The 22,102-nt window shown below is 54.1% G+C and carries 20 protein-coding genes; 10 read left to right on the forward strand and 10 right to left on the reverse strand.

Annotated elements, in window-relative coordinates:
* Positions 1-96 precede the first annotated feature (96 nt).
* Complete coding sequence (locus ACW14G_RS04060) at positions 97-1,797, forward strand: SgrR family transcriptional regulator (protein WP_249022215.1); 1,701 nt, start codon at positions 97-99, stop codon at positions 1,795-1,797.
* A 67-nt stretch (positions 1,798-1,864) separates the two neighbouring features.
* The gene (queC, locus tag ACW14G_RS04065; RefSeq protein ID WP_249022216.1) at positions 1,865-2,560 is read left to right on the forward strand and encodes a 7-cyano-7-deazaguanine synthase QueC; all 696 of its coding nucleotides are present in this window, start codon (positions 1,865-1,867) and stop codon (positions 2,558-2,560) included.
* Positions 2,561-2,693: 133 nt separating this feature from the next.
* On the opposite strand, the gene ACW14G_RS04070 is transcribed toward queC, so the two are convergent.
* The 9 genes from ACW14G_RS04070 to bolA form a co-directional block, all read right to left on the reverse strand.
* Complete coding sequence (locus ACW14G_RS04070; RefSeq protein WP_163445932.1) at positions 2,694-3,092, reverse strand: YbgC/FadM family acyl-CoA thioesterase; 399 nt, start codon at positions 3,090-3,092, stop codon at positions 2,694-2,696.
* 110 nt (positions 3,093-3,202) lie between these two features.
* Complete coding sequence (locus tag ACW14G_RS04075; protein WP_163445931.1) at positions 3,203-3,580, reverse strand: helix-hairpin-helix domain-containing protein; 378 nt, start codon at positions 3,578-3,580, stop codon at positions 3,203-3,205.
* 148 nt (positions 3,581-3,728) lie between these two features.
* On the reverse strand, positions 3,729-5,603 hold the full coding sequence (gene ppiD, locus ACW14G_RS04080; RefSeq protein ID WP_163445930.1) for a peptidylprolyl isomerase: 1,875 nt from the start codon (positions 5,601-5,603) through the stop codon (positions 3,729-3,731).
* A 213-nt stretch (positions 5,604-5,816) separates the two neighbouring features.
* Positions 5,817-6,089, reverse strand: coding sequence for a nucleoid-associated protein HU-beta (gene hupB, locus ACW14G_RS04085; RefSeq protein WP_002444653.1), 273 nt, complete (start codon positions 6,087-6,089; stop codon positions 5,817-5,819).
* Between the two features lie 209 nt (positions 6,090-6,298).
* A complete protein-coding gene (gene lon, locus ACW14G_RS04090; protein WP_163445929.1) occupies positions 6,299-8,653 on the reverse strand; it encodes an endopeptidase La in 2,355 nt (784 codons plus the stop codon).
* Positions 8,654-8,836: 183 nt separating this feature from the next.
* Positions 8,837-10,111 (reverse strand): ATP-dependent protease ATP-binding subunit ClpX, encoded by a 1,275-nt coding sequence (gene clpX / locus ACW14G_RS04095; protein WP_064547924.1) that lies wholly within the window; start codon positions 10,109-10,111, stop codon positions 8,837-8,839.
* Positions 10,112-10,245: 134 nt separating this feature from the next.
* Positions 10,246-10,869, reverse strand: a complete 624-nt coding sequence (clpP, locus tag ACW14G_RS04100; protein WP_035894303.1) for an ATP-dependent Clp endopeptidase proteolytic subunit ClpP — start codon at positions 10,867-10,869, stop codon at positions 10,246-10,248.
* A gap of 242 nt (positions 10,870-11,111) precedes the next feature.
* Entirely contained in the window at positions 11,112-12,410 is a 1,299-nt protein-coding gene (tig, locus tag ACW14G_RS04105; RefSeq protein WP_064547922.1) for a trigger factor, read from the reverse strand.
* A gap of 334 nt (positions 12,411-12,744) precedes the next feature.
* Positions 12,745-13,062 carry a transcriptional regulator BolA gene (gene bolA, locus ACW14G_RS04110; RefSeq protein WP_064547920.1) on the reverse strand — a complete coding sequence of 106 codons (318 nt, stop codon included), beginning with the start codon at positions 13,060-13,062 and terminating at the stop codon, positions 12,745-12,747.
* A 297-nt stretch (positions 13,063-13,359) separates the two neighbouring features.
* Between bolA and ACW14G_RS04115 the strand changes: the two genes are divergently transcribed.
* From ACW14G_RS04115 to ACW14G_RS04150, 8 genes are all read left to right on the forward strand, one after another.
* Positions 13,360-13,938, forward strand: a complete 579-nt coding sequence (locus ACW14G_RS04115; RefSeq protein WP_167576491.1) for a lipoprotein — start codon at positions 13,360-13,362, stop codon at positions 13,936-13,938.
* A 46-nt stretch (positions 13,939-13,984) separates the two neighbouring features.
* Entirely contained in the window at positions 13,985-15,469 is a 1,485-nt protein-coding gene (gene ampG, locus ACW14G_RS04120) for a muropeptide MFS transporter AmpG (protein WP_167576492.1), read from the forward strand.
* A 464-nt stretch (positions 15,470-15,933) separates the two neighbouring features.
* On the forward strand, positions 15,934-16,881 hold the full coding sequence (gene cyoA, locus ACW14G_RS04125; protein ID WP_163445926.1) for a cytochrome o ubiquinol oxidase subunit II: 948 nt from the start codon (positions 15,934-15,936) through the stop codon (positions 16,879-16,881).
* A 19-nt stretch (positions 16,882-16,900) separates the two neighbouring features.
* Positions 16,901-18,892, forward strand: coding sequence for a cytochrome o ubiquinol oxidase subunit I (gene cyoB, locus ACW14G_RS04130; RefSeq protein WP_455648487.1), 1,992 nt, complete (start codon positions 16,901-16,903; stop codon positions 18,890-18,892).
* A complete protein-coding gene (locus ACW14G_RS04135) occupies positions 18,882-19,493 on the forward strand; it encodes a cytochrome o ubiquinol oxidase subunit III (protein ID WP_455648488.1) in 612 nt (203 codons plus the stop codon). The genes cyoB and ACW14G_RS04135 overlap by 11 nt, the downstream gene beginning before the upstream one ends.
* Positions 19,493-19,822, forward strand: a complete 330-nt coding sequence (locus ACW14G_RS04140) for a cytochrome o ubiquinol oxidase subunit IV (RefSeq protein WP_249022217.1) — start codon at positions 19,493-19,495, stop codon at positions 19,820-19,822. The genes ACW14G_RS04135 and ACW14G_RS04140 overlap by 1 nt, the downstream gene beginning before the upstream one ends.
* A gap of 11 nt (positions 19,823-19,833) precedes the next feature.
* Positions 19,834-20,721, forward strand: a complete 888-nt coding sequence (cyoE, locus tag ACW14G_RS04145; protein ID WP_064547906.1) for a heme o synthase — start codon at positions 19,834-19,836, stop codon at positions 20,719-20,721.
* Positions 20,722-21,033: 312 nt separating this feature from the next.
* A complete protein-coding gene (locus ACW14G_RS04150; protein WP_419058279.1) occupies positions 21,034-21,189 on the forward strand; it encodes a Hok/Gef family protein in 156 nt (51 codons plus the stop codon).
* Between the two features lie 71 nt (positions 21,190-21,260).
* Here ACW14G_RS04150 and ACW14G_RS04155 read toward each other — a convergent pair whose 3' ends face one another.
* Entirely contained in the window at positions 21,261-22,019 is a 759-nt protein-coding gene (locus ACW14G_RS04155) for an IclR family transcriptional regulator domain-containing protein (RefSeq protein ID WP_163445924.1), read from the reverse strand.
* Positions 22,020-22,102 lie beyond the last annotated feature (83 nt).

A 22,102-nucleotide genomic window follows, 5' to 3' on the forward strand; every position in this document is an offset into this window, starting at 1 on the left:
TTATCCCACCTGTGATCGCTCTCTCTTGTCAGTCAGTATCTGCTGGGATATACGGAAGTAATACTGAATACTTCATTTTTATTGTTCCGGGTTTATATGCGACTGTTAAATCGTTTAAATCAGTTCCAGCGTCTGTGGCTGCCGTCGCAGGGTGACGATCAGCAGGTGACCATTGCCGAGCTGGCCGCCCGCTGTTTTTGCAGCGAGCGCCATGTGCGCACGCTGCTGCGTCAGGCGCAGGAGGCCGGGTGGCTCAGCTGGCAGGCGCAGTCCGGGCGCGGTAAGCGTGGTCAGCTACGTTTTCACACCACACCGGAGGCGCTGCGCAATGAGATGATGGAGACCGCACTCAACCGTGGGGAACAGCACAATGCGCTGGAACTCGCGCAAATTGCCCCGGTTGAGCTGCGGGCGCTACTGCATCCGTTTCTCGGCGGTCAGTGGCAAAACAACACGCCGACGCTGCGTATTCCCTACTATCGTCCGCTGGAACCACTGCATCCCGGCTTCCTCGCCGGGCGTGCAGAGCAACATCTGGCCGGACAGATCTATTCAGGCTTGACCCGCTTCAATCACGAAGCCTCTCAGCCGCAGGGGGATTTGGCTCACCATTGGTCGGTTTCTCCGGATGGGCTGCACTGGCAGTTTTACATTCGCTCGACGCTGCACTGGCACAACGGTGACGCCGTCGAGACGGAACAGCTACGCCGCCGTCTGCTGATGCTCTTCGAACTACCGGAGCTGGCAAAGCTATTCGCCAGCGTGAAAGACATTACCCAAACCCACCCCCAGTGTTTGAGCTTTATCCTGCATCGCCCGGATTATTGGCTACCGCACCGGCTGGCCAGCTACTGCAGCGTGCTGGCGCATCCGGACGACCCGGAGCAAGGGACCGGCCCCTTTATGCTGAAGATCTTCGAGCCTGAGCTGGTGCGTATTGAGAGTCACCATCGCTATCATCAAAGCCATCCGCTGCTCCAGGCGATCGAGTACTGGATCACGCCACAGTTGTTCGAGCAAGGGCTCGGCACCAGCTGCCAGCATCCAGTGCAGATAGCCATCGGCAAGCCGGAAGAGTTGGCTGAGCTACGGCTAGTCAGCCACAGTATTAGCCTCGGTTTTTGCTATCTGGCGTTGCGTCAGAGCCCACGACTGAGCATGGCGCAGGCGCAGCGGGTCATCGCGCTGATTCACCGCTCCGGCCTGCTGCAAAGCCTGCCGCTAGGCGAAAACCTGATAACACCAAGCGAAGAGATGCTGCCTGGCTGGGATATCCCGTTGGTGCCGGAAGACGATGAAGTCGCCCTGCCTTCCCGTCTCACTCTGCTTTATCACCTGCCGGTCGAACTGCATACGATGGCAGAGGAGTTGAAAATCGCACTCGCACGGCAAGGCTGCGAATTAACGGTGCTGTTCTATGATGCCAAAAGCTGGACCGGTTGCCCCCACCTCCCCCAGGCCGACCTGTTTATGGGCGACAGGCTCATCGGCGAGATGCCGGAATATGCGCTGGAACAATGGCTACGCTGCGACGCGCTGTGGCCGGCACTGTTTACCGATTCACAGGCTGCCCGCGTGCAGTCGGCGCTGGATGAAGCGCAGGCGTTGCCGGATGACGGCCTGCGAATTGCCGCGCTGAAGCGTATTTTTACGCGCTTAATGAGTGACGCCATCCTGACGCCGCTGTTTAACTATCAGTACCAGGTTAGCGCGCCGCCGGGGGTTAACGGCATTCGCCTTAACGCCCGCGGCTGGTTCGATTTTAGCGCGGCCTGGCTGCCGCCCACCGTGCGGTGAAGAAGCTGGTCGCCGCGCCGCACAGGCGTTACCATAGCGGCTTTCAGATTCACAGACAGGAAAAACCATGAAACGTGCCGTTGTCGTCTTTAGCGGTGGACAAGACTCCACTACATGCCTGGTGCAGGCGCTGCATCAATATGATGAAGTGCACTGCGTCACGTTTGATTATGGTCAGCGCCACCGCGCCGAAATTGACGTCGCCCGCGAACTGGCCTTAAAGCTAGGCGCCCGCGCGCACAAGGTGCTGGACGTCACTCTGTTGAACGAACTGGCGGTCAGCAGCCTGACCCGCGACAGCATTCCGGTACCGGACTATGAGCCCAGTGCCGATGGCATTCCCAACACCTTCGTGCCGGGGCGCAATATTCTGTTCCTGACGCTAACGGCGATTTACGCTTATCAGGTGCATGCAGAAGCGGTCATTACCGGCGTGTGCGAGACCGACTTCTCCGGCTATCCGGATTGCCGCGACGAATTCGTGAAGGCCCTGAACCATGCGGTGAGCTTAGGGATGGCGAAAGATATTCGTTTTGAAACGCCGCTGATGTGGCTGGACAAAGCGCAGACCTGGGCGCTGGCGGACTACTGGGGCAAGCTAGATCTGGTGCGCAGCGAGACGCTGACCTGCTACAACGGCATTAAGGGCGATGGCTGCGGCCACTGCGCGGCCTGTCATCTTCGCGCCAACGGGTTAAATCATTATCTGGAGGATAAGCCGGGCGTGATGGCCGCGATGAAACAAAAAACCGGACTGAAATAAGTCTTGAGACATTATCGATAAAACAGGATGCCAGGCCGGATAGGCAACGCCGCCATCCGGCAACTGCGCTGCGCAGCCTGATGGCGCTTAGCTCATCAGGCCTACGAATTACGCTACCTTCAGTCTCAACACATTACTCAACCATTGCTTCCAGATGCTGCCGCAACTCGCCTTCCAACGGCAGCGCCTTCTGGGTTTTCAGATCGATACACACAAAGGTGATCAGCGCATCGGCCACCACCTGGCCTTCCGGATTTAGCGTCACCACCTGGCTGAGTACGCCGCTTTTGCCGTTTAGCTGCTCCACTTTGCTGGTCACCGTCAGCACGTCGCCCAGCACCGCCGGGCGGCGGTAGTTGATGTTGATATTCACCACCACAAAGGCAATGTGGTGCGCGCTCATCCACTGGAACCCCGCGCTATTTTCCAGCCCGTCCCAGCGGGCCTCTTCCAGAAACTCCAGATAGCGGGCGTTGTTAACGTGCTGGTACACGTCCAGGTGATAACCGCGAACTTTGATTTGTGTCTGCATAGCGCCATAGCCTTGTTATTTTAAATTATGAATAGAGTCAGAGGTCACACCACTGGTATGACCTCTTTAGTCTGGCAAATTTTCAGCCGAGTGCAAACCGTCAAAGCAAATTAAAGCGTGAGGTGCGCCAGATTCCTCTCAACCAGCGAGCTGCCCATTCCCGGTACTTGTTTAAGATCGTCCAGCGTTTTGAAGGGGCCATACTCCTCGCGATAGCTGACGATGGCCTGCGCCTTCTTCAAGCCGACGCCATTCATCGCCTGGGCCAGCGCTTCGGCTGACGCCGTATTGATGCTCACCCTGGTACCTTCATCCGCTGCGTTCTTGTTCCCCGACACGGCCTTCGCCTGTGTATCCGGCGCGGCGCTCACGCTGCTCTGCGCTGCTGGCGTTTTTGCCGCCGCGGGCTGGGCGGCCTGCGTGCTGAAACTGACTCCGGCACAGGCCATAACGGCGGCGATAACACACAGTTTGATTCCACGTTTCATATTGATGTCTCCTTATTGGTTAATGACCAGAGCACCATAACGAGCGGCGGAAGACCGTGCAAAAGGCGGATTTTAAATGTGGAAAAGGCCGCGAAAGCGGCCTTTGGTATGTTCATCGCATTACAAATTTATGCGAGGCGAGTTCCGATTATTGCTGCTGGTCGATGATATCGCCGAGCTTAATCTTCGCGGATTTACGCAGGTTGTTCATCATCGCTTCGAAAGCGATCTGGGCATTGTTCTGGGTAATTCCCTGCACCATCGCTTTTTTCTGCGCTTCCGGCATTTCGCCTGCTTTCACTTCGTCCAGCGCCAGCAGAACCACGTTACCCTGCATATCGTTGCCGATACCGAAGCTTGGTTTATCTTTCTGCGGCAGCGGCAGTGAGAAGGCCGCCTGGCTCAGCGGATCCTGACCCGCGCGGCTCAGCGTTTTACTGGCGCTAAAGCTCAGACCCGCCGCTTTCATCGCCTCGTCACCTTTACCGTCTTTCAGCGCCACCAGCAGCTTCTCAGCGTCCAGTTTCGCCTGCTGTTCAGCTTTGTTATGCTTAACGATATCGGTCACCTGCGCTTTCACGTCGGCCAGCGGTTTCACCGCTTCGGCTTTGTGCTCGCTCACGCGCAGTACGAAGGCGCGATCGCCATCGACGGTAATAATATCGGAGTTGCTGCCCGGCATGCCGTTCTCGCCAACCAGACCGCCGTTAAAGATAGCGTCAGATACCGGTTTGAAGTTCAGCTCAGCGGGCAGGTTATTACGGTCAAACCAGCCGGTTTCGACAGCTTTAACACCTGCCGCCTGCTCTGCACCTGCCAGGGAGTCGTTATCATTGCTCGCCGCGTCGCTCACTTTCTGCTGCAGGGCATAGAATGCGTCGAGCGCTTTTTCCTGCTTCACTTTGTCGGCAATGTCCTTACGTACGTCCGCCAGCGGTTTTACCACCGCAGGCTGAACGTCATCCAGACGTGCGACCAGGAAGCCAACAGAAGATTTAATCACCCCAGACAGCTGGCCTTTCTCTTTCAGCCCGGCATTTTTCAGTTCGTCAGGGGTCGTCGAGGCTTCCAGCCAGCCCATATCACCGCCGTTACGTGCAGAGATAATATCGGCAGACTTGGTTTTCGCCAGTTCAGCGAAGTCAGCGCCTTTGTTCAGCTCGTCCAGCACGGCTTTCGCTTCCGCTTCAGTTTTAGTCTGAATCACGCTGTAGCGGTCACGCTGCGGCTGAGTGAACTGATCCTGATGCTGGTCGTAGTAAGACTGGATATCGTCGTCAGAGACGTCCTGACTCATTGCCGCTGCATCCAGCTTGATGTAGCTAACGCGGAACTGTTCCGGCGCCACGAACTGACCTTTGTTTTGTTCGTAGTAGCTGGAAATTTCCTGATCGCTCACCTGCTGTTTTGCCGCCAGTGCGTTGACGTCGATGGTCGCTTCGCGCACCAGACGCTGCTGGGATACCAGCGCCGCCAGCTGGTCGGTTTCGCCCGGCAGCATGAAGTCGGTGCCTGCAACGGCGTTAATCAGCTGCTGAGTGGTTAACTGGTTACGCAGCGCCTGAGCATACTGGTCAGGCGTCATGCCCATCTGATTCACCAGCGAGGTATAGCGGGTGTTATCAAATTTGCCGTCGTTCTGGAACGCCGGGGTAGCAAAAATCGCTTTACGCACCTGCTCATCGCTGATGCCAAGACCTAAGTCTTTCGCATACTGGTCCAGCAGCGCTTCGTCAATCAGGCGGTTCAGAACCTGCTGACGCATTGTTTTGATGTAGTTTTCGTTGGCCGCCAGCTCGGAGAACTGATCGCCCAGCTGTTGCTGCATACGGTTACGTTCGCTGGCAACGGCATTTTCAAACTGGCCGCGGCCGATTTCCTGGCCATTCACTTTCGCGGCAAAATTATTGTTACCGCCAATCAGGTAACCACTCACGCCGGTCAAAATGAACGACACGATAATGAGACCGAAAATGACTTTGATCACGACACTGTTAGCTGCCGTGCGTAAATTGTCCATCATGGTGTAACAACACTCCGCTGTAGGTGACTTTTATACCTCGTGCAGCATACCACGTGTGGCCGCTGCGCGTGAGAGCGTATTTTGACAAGAAACCGGGGCGGTTGTCAGCACAGACCGCATATAAACGCTTAAAAGTACGCAATAAGCCATAAAAAAAGGCACATCAGATGATGCGCCCTTGTACTTTGCCACATTCCCTTAGCGGGAAAGCGATCAGTTTACCGCGTCTTTCAGTGCTTTACCTGCACGGAAGCCTGGTACTTTCGCGGCAGCGATAGTGATCTCTTTACCGGTCTGAGGGTTGCGGCCAGTACGGGCAGCACGCTCTTTAACAGCAAAGGTACCAAAACCTACCAGCGCAACGTCATCCCCAGCTTGCAGAGATTCAGTAACAGAAGCAATTAAAGCATCTAACGCACGTCCAGCTGCAGCTTTGGAGATATCCGCGCCAGCAGCAATTTTGTCAATCAGTTGAGATTTGTTCACTGTTCTCTTCCTCTCTTTATTATTTATATCGCACCTGAATCCTTCAGGGTGCGATCGCGGAGCAGTTATATCAGGACTCCCATGCCCTTACAACACCCGTTGTCGACGACACACCTGCCAGCCGTCTAAATTAGCGAGACAAAAAAAGGCTGGCAAGTCAGTTTACGCTTGCCAGCCCGCTTTTTATTAACGCTCTTTGCGCGAGGTCACTATTTTGCGGTTACAACCTGCATGCCGGTCGGCTCATTTTGCAGCGCAAGGGACAGAACTTCCTCAATTCGTTTCACCGGGTGAATGTCCAGATCCGCCAGAACGTTGTCCGGAATCTCTTCCAGATCGCGTTTGTTCTCATCAGGAATCAGAACAGTCTTAATGCCGCCACGGTGTGCTGCGAGCAGTTTTTCCTTCAGACCACCGATCGGCAGCACCTGGCCACGCAGGGTGATTTCACCCGTCATCGCCACGTCTGCACGCACCGGGTTACCGGTCAGGCAGGAAACCAGCGCGGTACACATCGCGATACCGGCACTCGGGCCGTCTTTCGGCGTTGCCCCTTCCGGCACGTGAACGTGAATGTCGCGTTTTTCGTAGAAATCCGGGTTGATACCCAGTTTTTCCGCGCGCGCGCGCACCACGGTCAGCGCTGCCTGAATGGACTCCTGCATCACTTCACCCAACGAACCGGTGTAGGTCAGCTTGCCTTTACCCGGTACGCAGGCGGTTTCGATGGTCAGCAGGTCGCCGCCCACTTCCGTCCACGCCAGGCCGGTCACCTGACCCACGCGGTTTTCGTCGTCGGCGCGACCGTAGTCAAAGCGCTGAACGCCGAGGTAATCGTGCAGATTGTCGCCGTTAATCTCGATGTGCTTCAGCTCTTTGTCGAGCAGCAGCTGTTTAACTGCTTTGCGGCACAGTTTCGAAATTTCACGTTCCAGGCTACGGACACCCGCTTCACGCGTGTAGTAACGGATGATGCCGACGATTGCGCTGTCGTCCACCGTCAATTCGCCTTTTTTCAGGGCGTTACGCTCAATCTGCTTCGGCAGCAGGTGGCGTTTGGCAATGTTCAGCTTTTCATCTTCGGTATAGCCGGACAGACGAATCACTTCCATACGATCCAGCAGCGGCGCCGGAATATTCATGGAGTTCGAGGTTGCCACGAACATCACGTCGCTGAGATCGTAGTCCACTTCCAGGTAGTGATCGCTGAACGCCACGTTCTGCTCGGGATCCAGCACCTCAAGCAGTGCGGAAGCCGGATCGCCACGCATGTCGGAAGACATTTTGTCGATCTCATCAAGCAGGAACAGCGGGTTTTTAACGCCCACTTTGGCCATTTTCTGGATCAGTTTGCCCGGCATCGAGCCAATATAGGTACGACGGTGGCCGCGGATTTCCGCTTCATCACGCACGCCGCCCAGCGCCATACGGATATATTTGCGACCGGTTGCCTTGGCGATAGACTGACCCAGAGAGGTTTTACCTACCCCTGGCGGCCCTACCAGGCACAGAATCGGCCCCTTGATTTTGTTCACACGGCTTTGAACCGCGAGATACTCAAGGATGCGGTCTTTCACGCGCTCCAGGCCGTAGTGGTCGGTATCGAGGATTTCCTGCGCCTGGCGAAGGTCTTTTTTGACCTTGCTGCGCGCGTTCCACGGCACCTGCACCATCCAGTCGATATAGCCGCGTACCACGGTCGCTTCCGCTGACATCGGTGACATCATTTTCAGCTTCTGCAGTTCGGCTTCGGTTTTTTCTTTCGCCTCTTTCGGCATTTTCGCCGCGTCGATCTTACGCTTCAGCGCTTCGTTTTCGTCCGGCGCGTCGTCCATCTCGCCGAGCTCTTTCTGAATGGCTTTCATTTGCTCGTTCAGATAGTACTCGCGCTGCGATTTTTCCATCTGCTTTTTCACGCGGTTGCGAATACGCTTCTCAACCTGCAGCAGATCGATTTCCGACTCCATCATCGCCATCAGGTATTCCAGGCGTTCGTTGATGTCGGACATCTCGAGAACGGACTGCTTATCTGACAGCTTCAGCGGCATATGCGCTGCAATGGTGTCCGCCAGACGCGCAGGGTCGTCGATGCTGTTCAGCGACGTCAGCACTTCCGGTGGAATTTTCTTGTTCAGCTTGATATAGCCTTCAAACTGACCGATTGCCGTACGCACCAGCACTTCCTGCTCGCGCTCTTCAATTTCCGGCGATTCCAGATACTCCGCCTTCGCCGAGAAGTGCTCGCCGTTATCAGACAGCGTGGTGATACGCGCGCGCTGAAGGCCTTCAACCAGTACTTTGACCGTACCGTCAGGCAGTTTCAGCATTTGCAAAATAGAGGCCACGGTCCCGACGGTGAAAAGATCGTTTACACCCGGCTCATCCGTTGAAGCGTCTTTCTGGGCAACCAGCATGATTTTTTTATCATGATCCATGGCCGCTTCCAGACAACGGATAGATTTTTCCCGCCCTACAAATAAGGGTATGACCATGTGCGGATAAACCACCACATCGCGCAACGGCAATACGGGGATTTCAATGCGTTCAGAACGCTCAGGATTCATAGAGCTCTCTCTTAGTTTAGTGTCCGCCAGGTAAACTGGTCATGCGACTGTGCTTCACACAACCATTAACATGTAACCAGTATATGGGGATGTATTCCACACATTCAACGCTATGAATACGGAAAAATAAAAGGGGAGATAAAATCCCCCCTTTTTGATTAACTGATTGTATGAACTGGTGAATTATTCGCCAGATGCCTGCTGCGCTTCCGGCTTGCCGTAAATCAGCAGCGGCTCGCCTTGACCGGCAATGACCGACTCGTCGATGACCACTTTCTCAACGTCTTCCATGGAAGGCAGATCGTACATGGTTTCGAGCAGCGCGGCTTCCACGATGGAACGCAGGCCACGGGCGCCGGTTTTACGCGCCATGGCTTTCTTGGCGATAGCGTCCAGCGCTTCATCACGGAATTCCAGATCCACACCTTCGAGATTGAACAGCGCCTGGTACTGCTTAGTCAGGGCGTTTTTCGGCTCTTTGAGGATCTGAATCAGCGCTTCTTCGCTTAACTCAGTCAGCGTTGCTACCACCGGCAGACGACCGATGAACTCAGGGATCAGACCAAATTTGATCAGATCTTCCGGCTCGACCTGGCTCAGCAGTTCGCCTTCGCTGGCTTTATCCGTTTTCGATTTCACCGTCGCGCCAAAGCCAATACCCGAACCGGTTTCAACGCGGTTACCGATCACTTTATCCAGACCGGCAAACGCGCCGCCGCAGATGAAGAGGATCTTCGAGGTATCAACCTGCAGGAATTCCTGCTGCGGATGCTTACGTCCACCCTGCGGCGGAACGGCCGCTACGGTGCCTTCAATGAGCTTCAGCAGCGCCTGCTGTACGCCTTCGCCGGACACGTCGCGGGTAATCGACGGGTTGTCAGATTTACGGGAAATCTTGTCAATTTCATCGATGTAAACAATACCGCGCTGCGCTTTCTGTACGTCGTAGTCGCACTTCTGCAGCAGTTTCTGAATAATGTTTTCAACGTCTTCACCCACGTAACCCGCTTCGGTCAGGGTGGTGGCGTCCGCCATGGTGAACGGAACGTCCAGCAGGCGAGCCAGCGTTTCTGCCAGCAGGGTTTTACCGGAACCGGTTGGGCCGATCAGCAGAATGTTACTTTTGCCGAGCTCAACGCCGTTGTTAGTATCACCGTTACGCAGACGTTTGTAGTGGTTGTAGACCGCAACGGCCAGCACCTTTTTCGCCTGTTCCTGACCGATAACATAGTCATCTAAGTGGTGGCGAATTTCGTGTGGCGTCGGCAGAGCACTGCGTTCACGATGCGGCGCCACTTCTTTAATCTCTTCGCGAATGATGTCGTTACATAAGTCGACGCATTCGTCGCAGATATACACGGATGGGCCGGCGATGAGCTTACGCACTTCGTGCTGGCTTTTGCCGCAAAAAGAGCAGTACAACAGTTTGCCCGAGCCATCTTTGCGTTTATCTGTCATGAGTCAAAACCTCTTTTTAAGTTCTTTGTGCCGCATATGACGACGCAAATGCCATTCTTAAGCGCAAGCTGCTACGCAAGCGTTGTGCCGCCCTTAGTATTATATACCGTGCAGCGGCACGTGCCGTCATGACATTAGTTACGTTGACTCAAAATTGAGTCAACCAGGCCATACTCGACGGCTTCAGAAGCGGACAGGAAGCGGTCACGTTCAGTGTCGCTTTCGATCTGCTCCAGAGACTTGCCGGTATGGTGCGCCATAAGCTCATTCATACGTCCTTTCACCTTCAGGATCTCACGGGCGTGGATTTCGATATCCGTCGCCTGGCCCTGATAACCGCCCAGCGGTTGGTGAATCATCACGCGGGAGTTCGGCAAGCAGAAGCGCTTACCTTTTGCGCCTGCGGTCAGCAGGAACGCGCCCATCGACGCCGCTTGCCCCATACAGATGGTGCTGACGTCCGGCTTGATGAACTGCATGGTGTCATAAATAGACATCCCAGCCGTAATTACGCCACCTGGGGAGTTGATGTACAGGTAAATGTCTTTTTCCGGGTTTTCCGCTTCCAGAAACAGCATTTGCGCCACAATCAGGTTCGCCATGTGGTCTTCCACCTGGCCGGTCAGAAAGATGACACGCTCTTTAAGCAGACGGGAGTAGATATCAAAAGAACGTTCGCCACGGGAGGTCTGTTCAATGACCATCGGCACCAGGGCCATGTGGGGTGCAAAGTTATCTCGTTCGCCACTGTATGACATTTCCGTCTCCTGGATAATAAATAAAATAGCCACAGCTTTCTGATTATAGAGATGCGGCGAGTGATTCGTTCCCCCAGTAATGGGTACGATCTTACCCTATTTCAAGCATAACAATATTTTGTTGTTACGCTAACACCCAAACGGCGTTTTATCATGTCAGCTTTACTTATCGCTGCAATAAAAAAAAACCCGTCACCAAAAGGCAACGGGTTTTTCTCAAAACCGTAAACCGGGAAGCGAAATTACGCCTGCTGGTTCATCAGTTCGTTGAAGGAAGTTGCTTTTTCAGTCACTTTCGCTTTTTCCAGAACCGCTTCAACAGCCTGTTCTTCCAGAGCGACGCTGCGCATGTTTTCCATCAGCTCTTTGTTTTTGCTGTAGAATTCAATAACTTCTTTCGGATCTTCGTAGGCGGAAGCCATTTCTTCGATCAGGGTAGCAACGCGTGCTTCGTCAGCTTTCAGCTCGTGGGTACGAATCACTTCGCCCAGCAGCAGGCCAACAACAACGCGGCGTTTCGCCTGCTCTTCGAACAGTTCGCGCGGCAGTTCCATCGCTTGCTGCTGGTTGCCACCGAAACGCTGAGCAGCCTGACGACGCAGAACGTCGATTTCGCTGTCGATCAGGGCAGCCGGAACGTCGATTTCGTTCGCTTTCACCAGGCCTTCGATCGCCTGAGATTTCACACGGTTACGTACCGCGCCTTTCAGCTCGCGTTCCATGTTTTTACGCACTTCAGCGCGCAGACCTTCAACGGTGCCATCTTCAACGCCGAAACGTTTGATGAATTCAGCAGTCAGTTCCGGCAGCTCACGCTCTTCAACTTTCTTCAGGGTAATCGCGAACTTAGCCGCTTTACCTTTCAGGTTTTCAGCGTGGTATTCTTCCGGGAAGGTCACGTCGATGGTGAACTCTTCGCCTGCTTTGTGGCCTTTGATACCGTCTTCAAAGCCCGGGATCATACGACCCTGGCCCATCGCCAGTACGAAGTCAGTCGCTTTGCCGCCTTCGAACTCTTCGCCGTCTACGGAACCGATGAAGTCAACGGTTACGCGGTCTTCAGCGTCAACAGCGCCGTCTTTGTCTTTCCAGTTAGCCTGCTGCTTACGCAGGGTGTCCAGCATGCCGTCAACGTCGGCTTCGGTCACTTCAACAACCGGTTTTTCAACTTCGATAGCGTCCAGACCTTTCAGCTCAACTTCCGGGTACACTTCGAATTCTACTGCGTAGGTGAAGTCTTCACCCTGCTTGTATTCGCCCGGAACGTAGTTCGGTGCGCCAGCCGGATTGATCTTCTCTTTGATGATCGCATCAACAAAGTTGCGGCTCATCAGGTCACCCAGCACGTCCTGACGCACGGAAGCGCCATAACGCTGAGCAACAACATTCATCGGTACTTTACCTTTACGGAAACCGTCAATGCGTACTTTTTTCGCTACGTTGACCAGCTCGCTTTTAACAGCGGTCTCGATGCTGTCAGCAGCGATAGTAATCGTTACACGGCGGCCAAGGCCCTGAGTGGTTTCAACTGAAACTTGCATCTTGTTACCTCAAAAAAATCACAGTGCTCGGTCAACTCTGAATCATGCCTTGCAGTACTGGGACGTTCTCTTTTAATCAGAAACCATTCCCTGTAGCCAGAATCATCCCGAAGACATTCCGAAAAATAAGACGCAGCATTATAGCGGCATCACTTTTATGAGTCGAGAACGGTTATCACGCGTTGCTGCGGCATTTTTCACAATTCCCGGCTAATTTTTGTCTGAATACTGTTTTTAGCGCTCAAAATTCAGACAAAACAAAACGGCCCGCAGGCCGTTTTCTCATAATCTGTACGCAACATACTGGAAAAGTTCCGCGTTGCAAATGCCTTTTCTACGCGATAGTCCCCGCGCCGCGACACGGCGGCGAGGCAAAAACGGTATCCTGTAAACCTTCCCACTCTTTACGCGTGTAGGTATGCAGTGCCAGAGCATGTACGGTGGAGGCAAACTCCTCTGTTAGGGTGCCATAGATCATTCGGTGGCGATTCAGGAAGCGTTCCCCGGTAAAGCGATCGCTCACCAGCACAACTTTAAAGTGGCTCTCTGAGCCTGCCGGTACGTTGTGGCGGTAGCTTTCATCGACAACTTCCAGGAACACAGGATCAAACGCTGCCCTTAATTTTTCTTCGATTTGTTCACGCATCATCATGATATTACTCCTCCGACAACGTTAAGATGCCGCCTATCCCTTTAAATGTTAGCCGCTTTTACTGATTCCATTACACAAAGGCAACAAAAAATTAGCGTTCGCCTCATTTTATTTGTCAAGTAGATGAAGTTAACGCCTTTTACAATCCGTTCTCATCTGAAATCCTGCCGCAAACCGCTTCTTGTTGCAGAAAAGCACCAACACGATGAAATTACATGCATTGCCTACTTCCCCTGACCGTTGGCGATGTTATGATGGCGGGAATTTTCAGTAAACAATGCGTTTGAGAACCCTAACATGTTAAAAAAAATCCTCTTCCCACTGGTAGCACTGTTTATGTTGGCAGGATGCGCAACACCGCCGACCACCGTTGACGTGTCGCCGAAAATCACACTGCCTCAGCAGGATCCGAGCCTGATGGGCGTGACCGTTAGCATTACCGGCGCCGACCAGCGTCAGGATCAGGCGCTGGCGAAAGTCACTCGCAACAACCAGCTGGTGACCCTGACCGCTTCCCGCGACCTGCGCTTCCTGATGCAAGAAGTGCTGGAAAAACAGATGACCGCGCGTGGCTACATGATTGGCCCGAACGGTGCGGTAAACCTGCAGATCATCGTTAATCAGCTGTACGCCGACGTTTCCCAGGGTAACGTGCGTTACAACATCAATACCAAAGCGGATATCGCTATCATCGCGACCGCCGCCAACGGTAACAAGATGACCAAAAACTACCGTTCTAACTATTCCGTTGAGGGCGCGTTCCAGGCCTCCAACCAGAATATCGCCAATACCGTTGATAGCGTCCTGAGCGACACCATCGCCGATATGGCCCAGGACACCGCGATCCACGATTTCATCAAACAGAACGCCCGTTAATCCTGTCTCAGACCCGGCACCTCGCCGGGTCTGAACGTATACGCCTATGTCTGCTCACTATCTGCGAATTTTTCAGCAACCGAAATCAGCCATTCTGCTGATTCTTGGCTTTGCGTCCGGTTTACCGCTTGCCCTGACCTCAGGGACGCTCCAGGCGTGGATGACGGTCGAGAATATCGACCTGAAAACCATCGGTTTCTTCTCGCTTGTCGGACAGGCATATGTGTTTAAGTTTCTCTGGTCTCCGGTCATGGACCGCTATACGCCGCCATTCCTTGGGCGTCGTCGCGGCTGGCTGTTAACCACCCAATGTTTGCTGCTTGCCGCCATTGCGGCGATGGGTTTCCTTGAACCCGCCACACAGCTGCGCTGGATGGCGGCGTTGGCGGTTGTTATCGCCTTCTGTTCCGCTTCGCAGGATATCGTCTTCGACGCCTGGAAAACCGACGTGCTGCCCGCCGAAGAGCGCGGGGCCGGTGCGGCAATTAGCGTGCTGGGCTACCGCCTGGGGATGCTGGTTTCCGGCGGTTTAGCGCTGTGGCTGGCTGATAAATGGCTGGGCTGGCAGGGCATGTACTGGCTGATGGCCGCGCTGCTGGTGCCCTGTATTATCGCCACCCTTCTGGCACCGGAACCAAGCGACGTTATTCCGGTACCTAAAAGCCTTGAGCAAGCGGTGGTTGCGCCGTTAAAAGATTTCTTTGGCCGCAACAACGCGTGGCTGATCCTGCTGCTGATTGTGATGTACAAGCTCGGCGATGCCTTCGCCATGAGCCTGACCACCACCTTCCTGATTCGCGGCGTTGGCTTTGACGCAGGCCAGGTCGGGATGGTCAACAAAACCCTTGGCTTATTCGCGACCATCGTCGGCGCACTGTACGGCGGCGTGCTGATGCAGCGTCTGACGTTGTTCCGCGCGCTGCTCATTTTCGGTATTTTGCAGGGTGTCTCCAACGCCGGTTACTGGATGCTGTCGGTCACCGATAAACACCTCTACTCGATGGCGGCGGCGGTGTTCTTTGAAAACCTGTGTGGCGGTATGGGCACCGCGGCGTTTGTCGCCCTGCTGATGACGTTATGCAATAAGTCGTTTTCCGCCACCCAGTTTGCGCTACTGTCGGCACTCTCTGCCGTAGGTCGTGTGTACGTCGGGCCAATTGCCGGCTGGTTTGTTGAAGCCCACGGCTGGCCAACGTTCTATCTTTTCTCAGTGGTCGCCGCCGTGCCGGGAATCTTCTTACTGCTCGTTTGCCGACAAACGCTGGAGTATACCCAGCAAACCGAGCAGTTTATGCCGCGTACGGACTACAGCGGCGGCTATCGTCTGGCGCTGCGTCTGCTGTTAGTGGGTGTTGCGCTGCTGGGCATCTGGCTGCTGATGTTAATCAGCGATGCGCTGGATTTCTCAGCGCTATCGTGGTCAGCGAGGGTGCTTGAAGCGGGGGTAGCGATTGCCTTTGTTGGCATCGTTGTCGGCTGCCTGCTTGACTATCTGGCTCTGCGTAAAACATCGGTTCCGCTAAATAAGTAAAAAATGCGGCCTATCCGATGTAATCACTACGCGTAATAATAACTCACGCATCGTATATAAAATTTTTTATTTGCGCTTTTGTGCGCTTTAGAATTCTGGAAATTACTGGAACGTTTAAAACAGGCTTTATTTCTTTAACCGATTCAGCAGCAGACCAATTAAATTTTCGTTTTTTAATTGTCTTTTATTTGATGATTAATTGTTAATTAATTGTATATTTTTGACAATGGTTATACCAATTGCCATCCTAACCCTTCCCTTATGCCCCCTTTCGTTATAACGCCCGTCAGATGGGCATTCCGCCTGAAAAATAGACACATTCGGCAACATCTGTGACAAGCACGGCAGAACCCGGTAACACATAACTGACAGAGCCCCAATGATGTTTACAGTAATGTAACCTTCCCGTAAAATGACCCCACACTTTAAACGCCACCAACACCCCGTGGAATTGAGGTCGTTACATGAGACTCAGGAAATACAATAAAAACTTGGGATGGTTGTCATTAATCGCCAGCACTGTATTACTCAGTGGCTGTGATTCTGCACTACTTGACCCCAAAGGACAGATTGGACTGGAGCAGCGTTCGCTGATTCTGACGGCCTTCGGCCTGATGATGATCGTCGTGATACCGGCCGTCTTAATGGCTGTTGGTTTCGCCTGGAAGTATCGTGCGAGCAATAAAGATGCGAAGTATAGCCCGAACTGGTCACACTCCAATAAAGTGGAAGCTGTGGTCTGGACCGTGCCAATTCTTATCATCATCTTCCTCGCCGTTCTGACCTGGAAAACCACTCACTCCTTAGAACCGAGCAAACCGCTGGTTCATGACGAGAAACCTATCACCATTGAAGTGGTTTCCATGGACTGGAAATGGTTCTTCATCTACCCGGAGCAGGGCATTGCTACCGTTAACGAAATCGCTTTCCCGGCGAACGTACCGGTGCAGTTCAAAGTGACCTCCAACTCCGTGATGAACTCCTTCTTTATCCCGCGTCTGGGCAGCCAGATTTACGCCATGGCCGGCATGCAGACCAACCTGCATCTTATCGCTAACGAAGCGGGTACCTACGACGGTATCTCAGCAAGCTATAGCGGCCCGGGCTTCTCTGGTATGAAGTTCAAAGCCATTGCTACGCCGGATCGTGCCACATTCGATCAGTGGGTCGCTAAAGCGAAACAATCTCCGAACACCATGAACGACATGGCGGCATTCGAGAAAGTGGCTGCACCGAGCGAATACAACAAGGTGGAGTACTTCTCCAGCGTGAAACCAGATTTGTTTAAAGCAGTGACCAGCAAATTCATGGATCACGGCAAGAGCATGAACATGTCCAAACCGGAAGGCGAACACGCAGCGCACGAAGGAATGGAAGGCATGGACATGAGCCACGCGGAATCCGCTCACTAAGGGGCCGAGGAAGAATACGATGTTCGGAAAATTGACACTGGATGCAGTGCCCTACCACGAACCCATTATCGTGGTTACGGTGGCTGCCATTATCGTCGGGGGACTTGCTCTCCTGGCGGCCATCACTTACTTCGGTAAGTGGTCCTATCTATGGAACGAGTGGCTGACCTCCGTCGACCACAAAAAACTCGGCATCATGTATGTCATCGTCGCTATCGTCATGCTGCTGCGTGGCTTTGCCGATGCCATTATGATGCGTAGCCAGCAGGTGCTGGCCTCCGCCGGGGAAGCAGGCTTCCTGCCGCCTCATCACTACGACCAGATCTTTACCGCCCACGGCGTTATCATGATCTTCTTCGTGGCGATGCCGTTCGTTATCGGTCTGATGAACCTGGTGGTTCCGCTGCAGATCGGCGCGCGCGACGTGGCGTTCCCGTTCCTGAACAACCTGAGCTTCTGGTTCACCGTTGTCGGTGTGGTTCTGGTTAACCTGTCGCTGGGTGTGGGTGAATTTGCTCAGACCGGCTGGCTGGCCTATCCGCCGCTCTCGGGAATTGAGTACAGTCCGGGCGTAGGGGTCGATTACTGGATTTGGGCGCTGCAGCTCTCCGGTATTGGTACCACCCTGACCGGTATTAACTTCTTCGTGACCATCATCAAGATGCGTGCGCCAGGAATGACGATGTTCAAGATGCCGGTATTTACCTGGGCATCTCTGTGCGCCAACATCCTGATTATCGCCTCCTTCCCAATTCTGACGGTTACCATCGCGCTGCTGACCCTGGATCGCTATCTGGGCACCCATTTCTTTACCAACGATATGGGCGGCAACATGATGATGTACATCAACCTGATTTGGGCCTGGGGCCATCCGGAAGTGTACATCCTGGTTCTGCCGGTCTTCGGTGTGTTCTCCGAAATCGCGGCAACCTTCTCGCGTAAACGTCTGTTTGGTTACACCTCGCTGGTGTGGGCAACCGTGTGTATCACCGTTCTGTCGTTCATTGTTTGGCTGCACCACTTCTTCACCATGGGTGCAGGCGCTAACGTAAACGCCTTCTTCGGTATTACCACCATGATTATCGCCATCCCGACCGGGGTGAAGATCTTCAACTGGCTGTTCACCATGTATCAGGGCCGCATCGTCTTCAACTCGGCGATGCTGTGGACCATCGGCTTTATCGTGACCTTCTCGGTCGGCGGTATGACCGGCGTTCTGCTGGCGGTGCCGGGCGCGGACTTCGTGCTGCACAACAGCCTGTTCCTGATTGCGCACTTCCATAACGTAATCATCGGCGGTGTGGTATTTGGTTGCTTCGCCGGTCTGACCTACTGGTGGCCGAAAGCCTTTGGCTTCACCCTGAACGAGACCTGGGGCAAACGCGCCTTCTGGTTCTGGATCATCGGCTTCTTCGTTGCGTTTATGCCGCTGTACGTGCTGGGCTTCATGGGTATGACCCGTCGCCTGAGCCAGCAGATTGACCCGCAGTTCCACCCGATGCTGGTGATTGCCGCATGCGGTGCTGCGCTGATTGCCTGCGGTATCCTGTGCCAGCTGATTCAGTTCTACGTGTCTATTCGCGACCGCGAGCAGAACCGTGACCTGACCGGTGACCCATGGGGCGGCCGTACGCTGGAGTGGGCAACCTCTTCCCCGCCTCCGTTCTATAACTTTGCCATTGTGCCGCAGATTCACGAACGCGATGCATTCTGGGAAATGAAAGAAAAAGGCGAAGCGTACAAGCAGCCGACACAGTATGAAGAAATTCATATGCCGAAAAACAGCGGTGCGGGCATCGTGATTGCCGCCTTCGCTACGGTGTTTGGTTTCGCCATGATCTGGCATATCTGGTGGATGGCGATTGTCGGCTTCGCTGGCATCCTGATCACCTGGATTATCAAAAGCTTTGACGAGGACGTGGATTACTACGTGCCGGTTGCAGAAGTCGAAAAACTGGAAAATCAGCATTTCGATGAGATTTCTAAGGCAGGGCTGAAAAATGGCAACTGATACTCTCGCGCATAACGCCCACGCGCATGAACACGGGCATCACGATACAGGGCCGATGAAAGTCTTCGGTTTCTGGATCTACCTGATGAGCGACTGCATTCTGTTCTGCTGGCTGTTCGCAACCTATGCCGTTCTGGTGAACGGCACAGCGGGCGGCCCGACCGGTAAGGATATCTTTGAACTGCCGTTCGTTCTGGTTGAAACCGCACTGCTGCTGTTCAGCTCCATCACCTACGGCATGGCGGCTATCGCCATGTACAAAAACAACAAAAGCCAGGTTATCTCCTGGCTGGCGTTGACCTGGTTGTTTGGCGCCGGATTTATCGGGATGGAAATCTATGAATTCCATCACCTGATCATGGAAGGCTTTGGTCCGGATCGTAGTGGCTTCCTGTCAGCGTTCTTCGCGCTGGTCGGCACCCACGGTCTGCACGTGACCTCGGGTCTGATCTGGATGGCAGTACTGATGTTCCAGATCTCCCGCCGCGGCCTGACCAGCACTAACCGTACGCGTATCCTGTGCCTGAGCCTGTTCTGGCACTTCCTGGACGTCGTATGGATCTGCGTGTTCTCAGTTGTTTACCTGATGGGGGCGATGTAATGAGTCATTCTAACGATCACAGCGGCGCATCCCACGGCAGCGTGAAGTCGTACATGACAGGTTTTATCCTGTCTATCATCCTGACGGTGATCCCGTTCTGGATGGTAATGACCGGTAGCGCGTCGCATGCGGCAATTCTCGGCACCATTCTGGTGACCGCTATTGTGCAGATCGTCGTACACCTGGTGTACTTCCTGCACATGAACAGCAAGTCTGACGAAGGCTGGAACATGACCGCGTTTGTCTTTACCGTGATAATCATTGCCATCGTGGTGGTAGGCTCCATCTGGATTATGTGGAACCTGAACTACAACATGATGGTTCACTAAGAGCGGCGAGTATGTTTAAGCGATACCTGCAAGTAACGAAGCCTGGCATCATTTTTGGCAACCTGATCTCGGTGATCGGCGGTTTCCTGCTGGCCTCCAAGGGCCACATCGATTATCCGCTGTTCGCCTGGACGCTGATCGGCGTGTCTCTGGTGGTCGCCTCGGGTTGTGTTTTCAACAACTACATCGATCGTGACATCGACCGTAAGATGGAACGTACGAAGAACCGAGTGCTGGTTAAGGGACTGATTGCGCCAAAAACGTCGCTGGTCTACGCCACCTTGCTGGGTCTCGCTGGCTTCATGCTGCTGTGGTTCGGCGCCAATCCCCTCGCCTGCTGGCTGGGGGTGATGGGGTTTGTGGTTTATGTCGGCGTCTACAGCCTGTACATGAAGCGCCACTCCGTTTACGGCACACTGATTGGTTCTCTCTCCGGCGCTGCGCCGCCGGTGATTGGCTACTGCGCGGTCACGGGTGATTTCGACAGCGGCGCGTTGATTCTGCTGGCCATTTTCAGCCTGTGGCAGATGCCTCACTCCTACGCTATCGCGATTTTCCGCTTCAAGGATTATCAGGCAGCGAACATTCCGGTTCTGCCGGTGGTGAAAGGCATTGCCGTGGCGAAGAACCACATCACGGTGTATATCGTAGCGTTTGCTTTAGCTACGCTGATGCTCTCTCTTGGCGGCTACGCCGGGTATAAATACCTGGTTGTTGCAGCGGCAGTGAGCGTCTGGTGGCTCGGTATGGCGCTGCGCGGGTACAAAGTGGAAGATGATAAGGTCTGGGCGCGTAAGCTGTTCGGTTTCTCCATCATCGCCATTACCGCGCTGTCTGTGATGATGTCCGTGGACTTTATGGTGCCTAACTCACAGAGCCTGCTGACTTACGTCTGGTAAGACACACGGTCTGACAAAAAACCTCGCTTCGGCGGGGTTTTTTATTACCTGAAGAAAAATGCCTGATATTGATGTTTTCCTAAATAGCGGCAAGGCCAGTATTTGGGCAGCTCAATCGAGGGGAAGAGGTATAGAATCGCGGCGGGTGCTTGAGGCTATTTGTCTTGAGCATTGGCGAAAGGCAGATAGAGAAAAGCCCCAGATCGCTAAGCGTCCTGCAAGACGCTTAACACAACAATCTGAGGCCTTCACTATGAAGTCACATCATAACGATAGCCTCTTACCGACCTTCGGGTCAAGGAGAAGCCGGTTATGAAGGAGCACAAGGCGAGGATTATCGCCCTGATCGTCATCTGTATTACCGTCATTATGGCGGTGTTGGTCACAAGGAAGGATCTCTGCGAGATCCGAATTCGGACTGAGCAAACGGAGGTCGCTCTCTTCACAGCCTGTCAATCCGTTAAGTAAGAGCATCGGCGGGGAGCAATCCCCGCCACTCTTGATGTGGCCGAATATTCTCAACGCACCCAATTCTTTCACTAACTCACCAGCATCGCCTGTGCGCTATACAGCAAATCAAGATGGTCCCGGCATAGCGCCTCCAGCGACGTACGCGACTGATGGCTGGTCAGACTCAACGCCCCCCAGTACAGCCCTTCCCTGTCGGCCAGCGGCACGGCAATCACTAACATGCCAATTTCAAACTCCTGCTCGATGGTGGCGTACCCCTGACGACGAACCTGCGCGATGCGCTCCATTAATTGCGCGACGTCCGTCACCGTATAAGGCGTACGCTGCTCGCGGGTAATCCGCTGGAGTACCGCCTCGCATTCCGCTTCCGGCAACGATGCCAGCCACAGACGGCCCCCCGCCGTGCAATGCACCGGCACCCGCTCCCCCAGGCGCACAGAGGTCGAGTTAAATGGCGTATGTTTGCTGCGGGCGATATAGACCAGCTCGTTGTCATCAATGACCCCAACGGACGCATGTTCCTCGGTGCGGCTGGCGACATACTCAACGATCGGCCGCACCATGCGCGGGAACTGGGCAGAATCGACGTAAGCCTGGCCCAGACGGAGGTTTTTCGCCGTTAACCAGTAATAACGTCCGTCGGTCGCCAGATAACCATCATGTACCAGCGTCAGAAAAAAACGGCGGGCGGCGCTTTGCGTCAGCCCGCTCATTTTCGCCGCTTGCGGCACCGTTAAGCGCGGGTTTGCCTTTGAGAAGAGCTGGATTAGCGCCAGCCCCTTTTGCAACCCGACGATCAGGTCGCGTTGATGAATCTCGTTTTGCATAGTTGTTCACACTTTTGCAACATGGGGAGTCAATTACTGCGATTATCGCACTGTCGGTGCGATTAACAACCAACCTGTCCGAA

The organism is Kluyvera sp., from assembly GCF_965301105.1.

What these genes read in the sequence shown, in the direction of transcription:
- ACW14G_RS04060 (WP_249022215.1), top strand. Translation starts at nt 97, where the DNA reads ATGCGACTGTTAAATCGTTTAAATCAGTTCCAGCGTCTGTGGCTGCCG.
- queC (WP_249022216.1), top strand. Translation starts at nt 1,865, where the DNA reads ATGAAACGTGCCGTTGTCGTCTTTAGCGGTGGACAAGACTCCACTACA.
- ACW14G_RS04070 (WP_163445932.1), bottom strand. Translation starts at nt 3,092, where the DNA reads ATGCAGACACAAATCAAAGTTCGCGGTTATCACCTGGACGTGTACCAG.
- ACW14G_RS04075 (WP_163445931.1), bottom strand. Translation starts at nt 3,580, where the DNA reads ATGAAACGTGGAATCAAACTGTGTGTTATCGCCGCCGTTATGGCCTGT.
- ppiD (WP_163445930.1), bottom strand. Translation starts at nt 5,603, where the DNA reads ATGATGGACAATTTACGCACGGCAGCTAACAGTGTCGTGATCAAAGTC.
- lon (WP_163445929.1), bottom strand. Translation starts at nt 8,653, where the DNA reads ATGAATCCTGAGCGTTCTGAACGCATTGAAATCCCCGTATTGCCGTTG.
- clpX (WP_064547924.1), bottom strand. Translation starts at nt 10,111, where the DNA reads ATGACAGATAAACGCAAAGATGGCTCGGGCAAACTGTTGTACTGCTCT.
- clpP (WP_035894303.1), bottom strand. Translation starts at nt 10,869, where the DNA reads ATGTCATACAGTGGCGAACGAGATAACTTTGCACCCCACATGGCCCTG.
- tig (WP_064547922.1), bottom strand. Translation starts at nt 12,410, where the DNA reads ATGCAAGTTTCAGTTGAAACCACTCAGGGCCTTGGCCGCCGTGTAACG.
- bolA (WP_064547920.1), bottom strand. Translation starts at nt 13,062, where the DNA reads ATGATGATGCGTGAACAAATCGAAGAAAAATTAAGGGCAGCGTTTGAT.
- ACW14G_RS04115 (WP_167576491.1), top strand. Translation starts at nt 13,360, where the DNA reads ATGTTAAAAAAAATCCTCTTCCCACTGGTAGCACTGTTTATGTTGGCA.
- ampG (WP_167576492.1), top strand. Translation starts at nt 13,985, where the DNA reads ATGTCTGCTCACTATCTGCGAATTTTTCAGCAACCGAAATCAGCCATT.
- cyoA (WP_163445926.1), top strand. Translation starts at nt 15,934, where the DNA reads ATGAGACTCAGGAAATACAATAAAAACTTGGGATGGTTGTCATTAATC.
- cyoB (WP_455648487.1), top strand. Translation starts at nt 16,901, where the DNA reads ATGTTCGGAAAATTGACACTGGATGCAGTGCCCTACCACGAACCCATT.
- ACW14G_RS04135 (WP_455648488.1), top strand. Translation starts at nt 18,882, where the DNA reads ATGGCAACTGATACTCTCGCGCATAACGCCCACGCGCATGAACACGGG.
- ACW14G_RS04140 (WP_249022217.1), top strand. Translation starts at nt 19,493, where the DNA reads ATGAGTCATTCTAACGATCACAGCGGCGCATCCCACGGCAGCGTGAAG.
- cyoE (WP_064547906.1), top strand. Translation starts at nt 19,834, where the DNA reads ATGTTTAAGCGATACCTGCAAGTAACGAAGCCTGGCATCATTTTTGGC.
- ACW14G_RS04150 (WP_419058279.1), top strand. Translation starts at nt 21,034, where the DNA reads ATGAAGGAGCACAAGGCGAGGATTATCGCCCTGATCGTCATCTGTATT.
- ACW14G_RS04155 (WP_163445924.1), bottom strand. Translation starts at nt 22,019, where the DNA reads ATGCAAAACGAGATTCATCAACGCGACCTGATCGTCGGGTTGCAAAAG.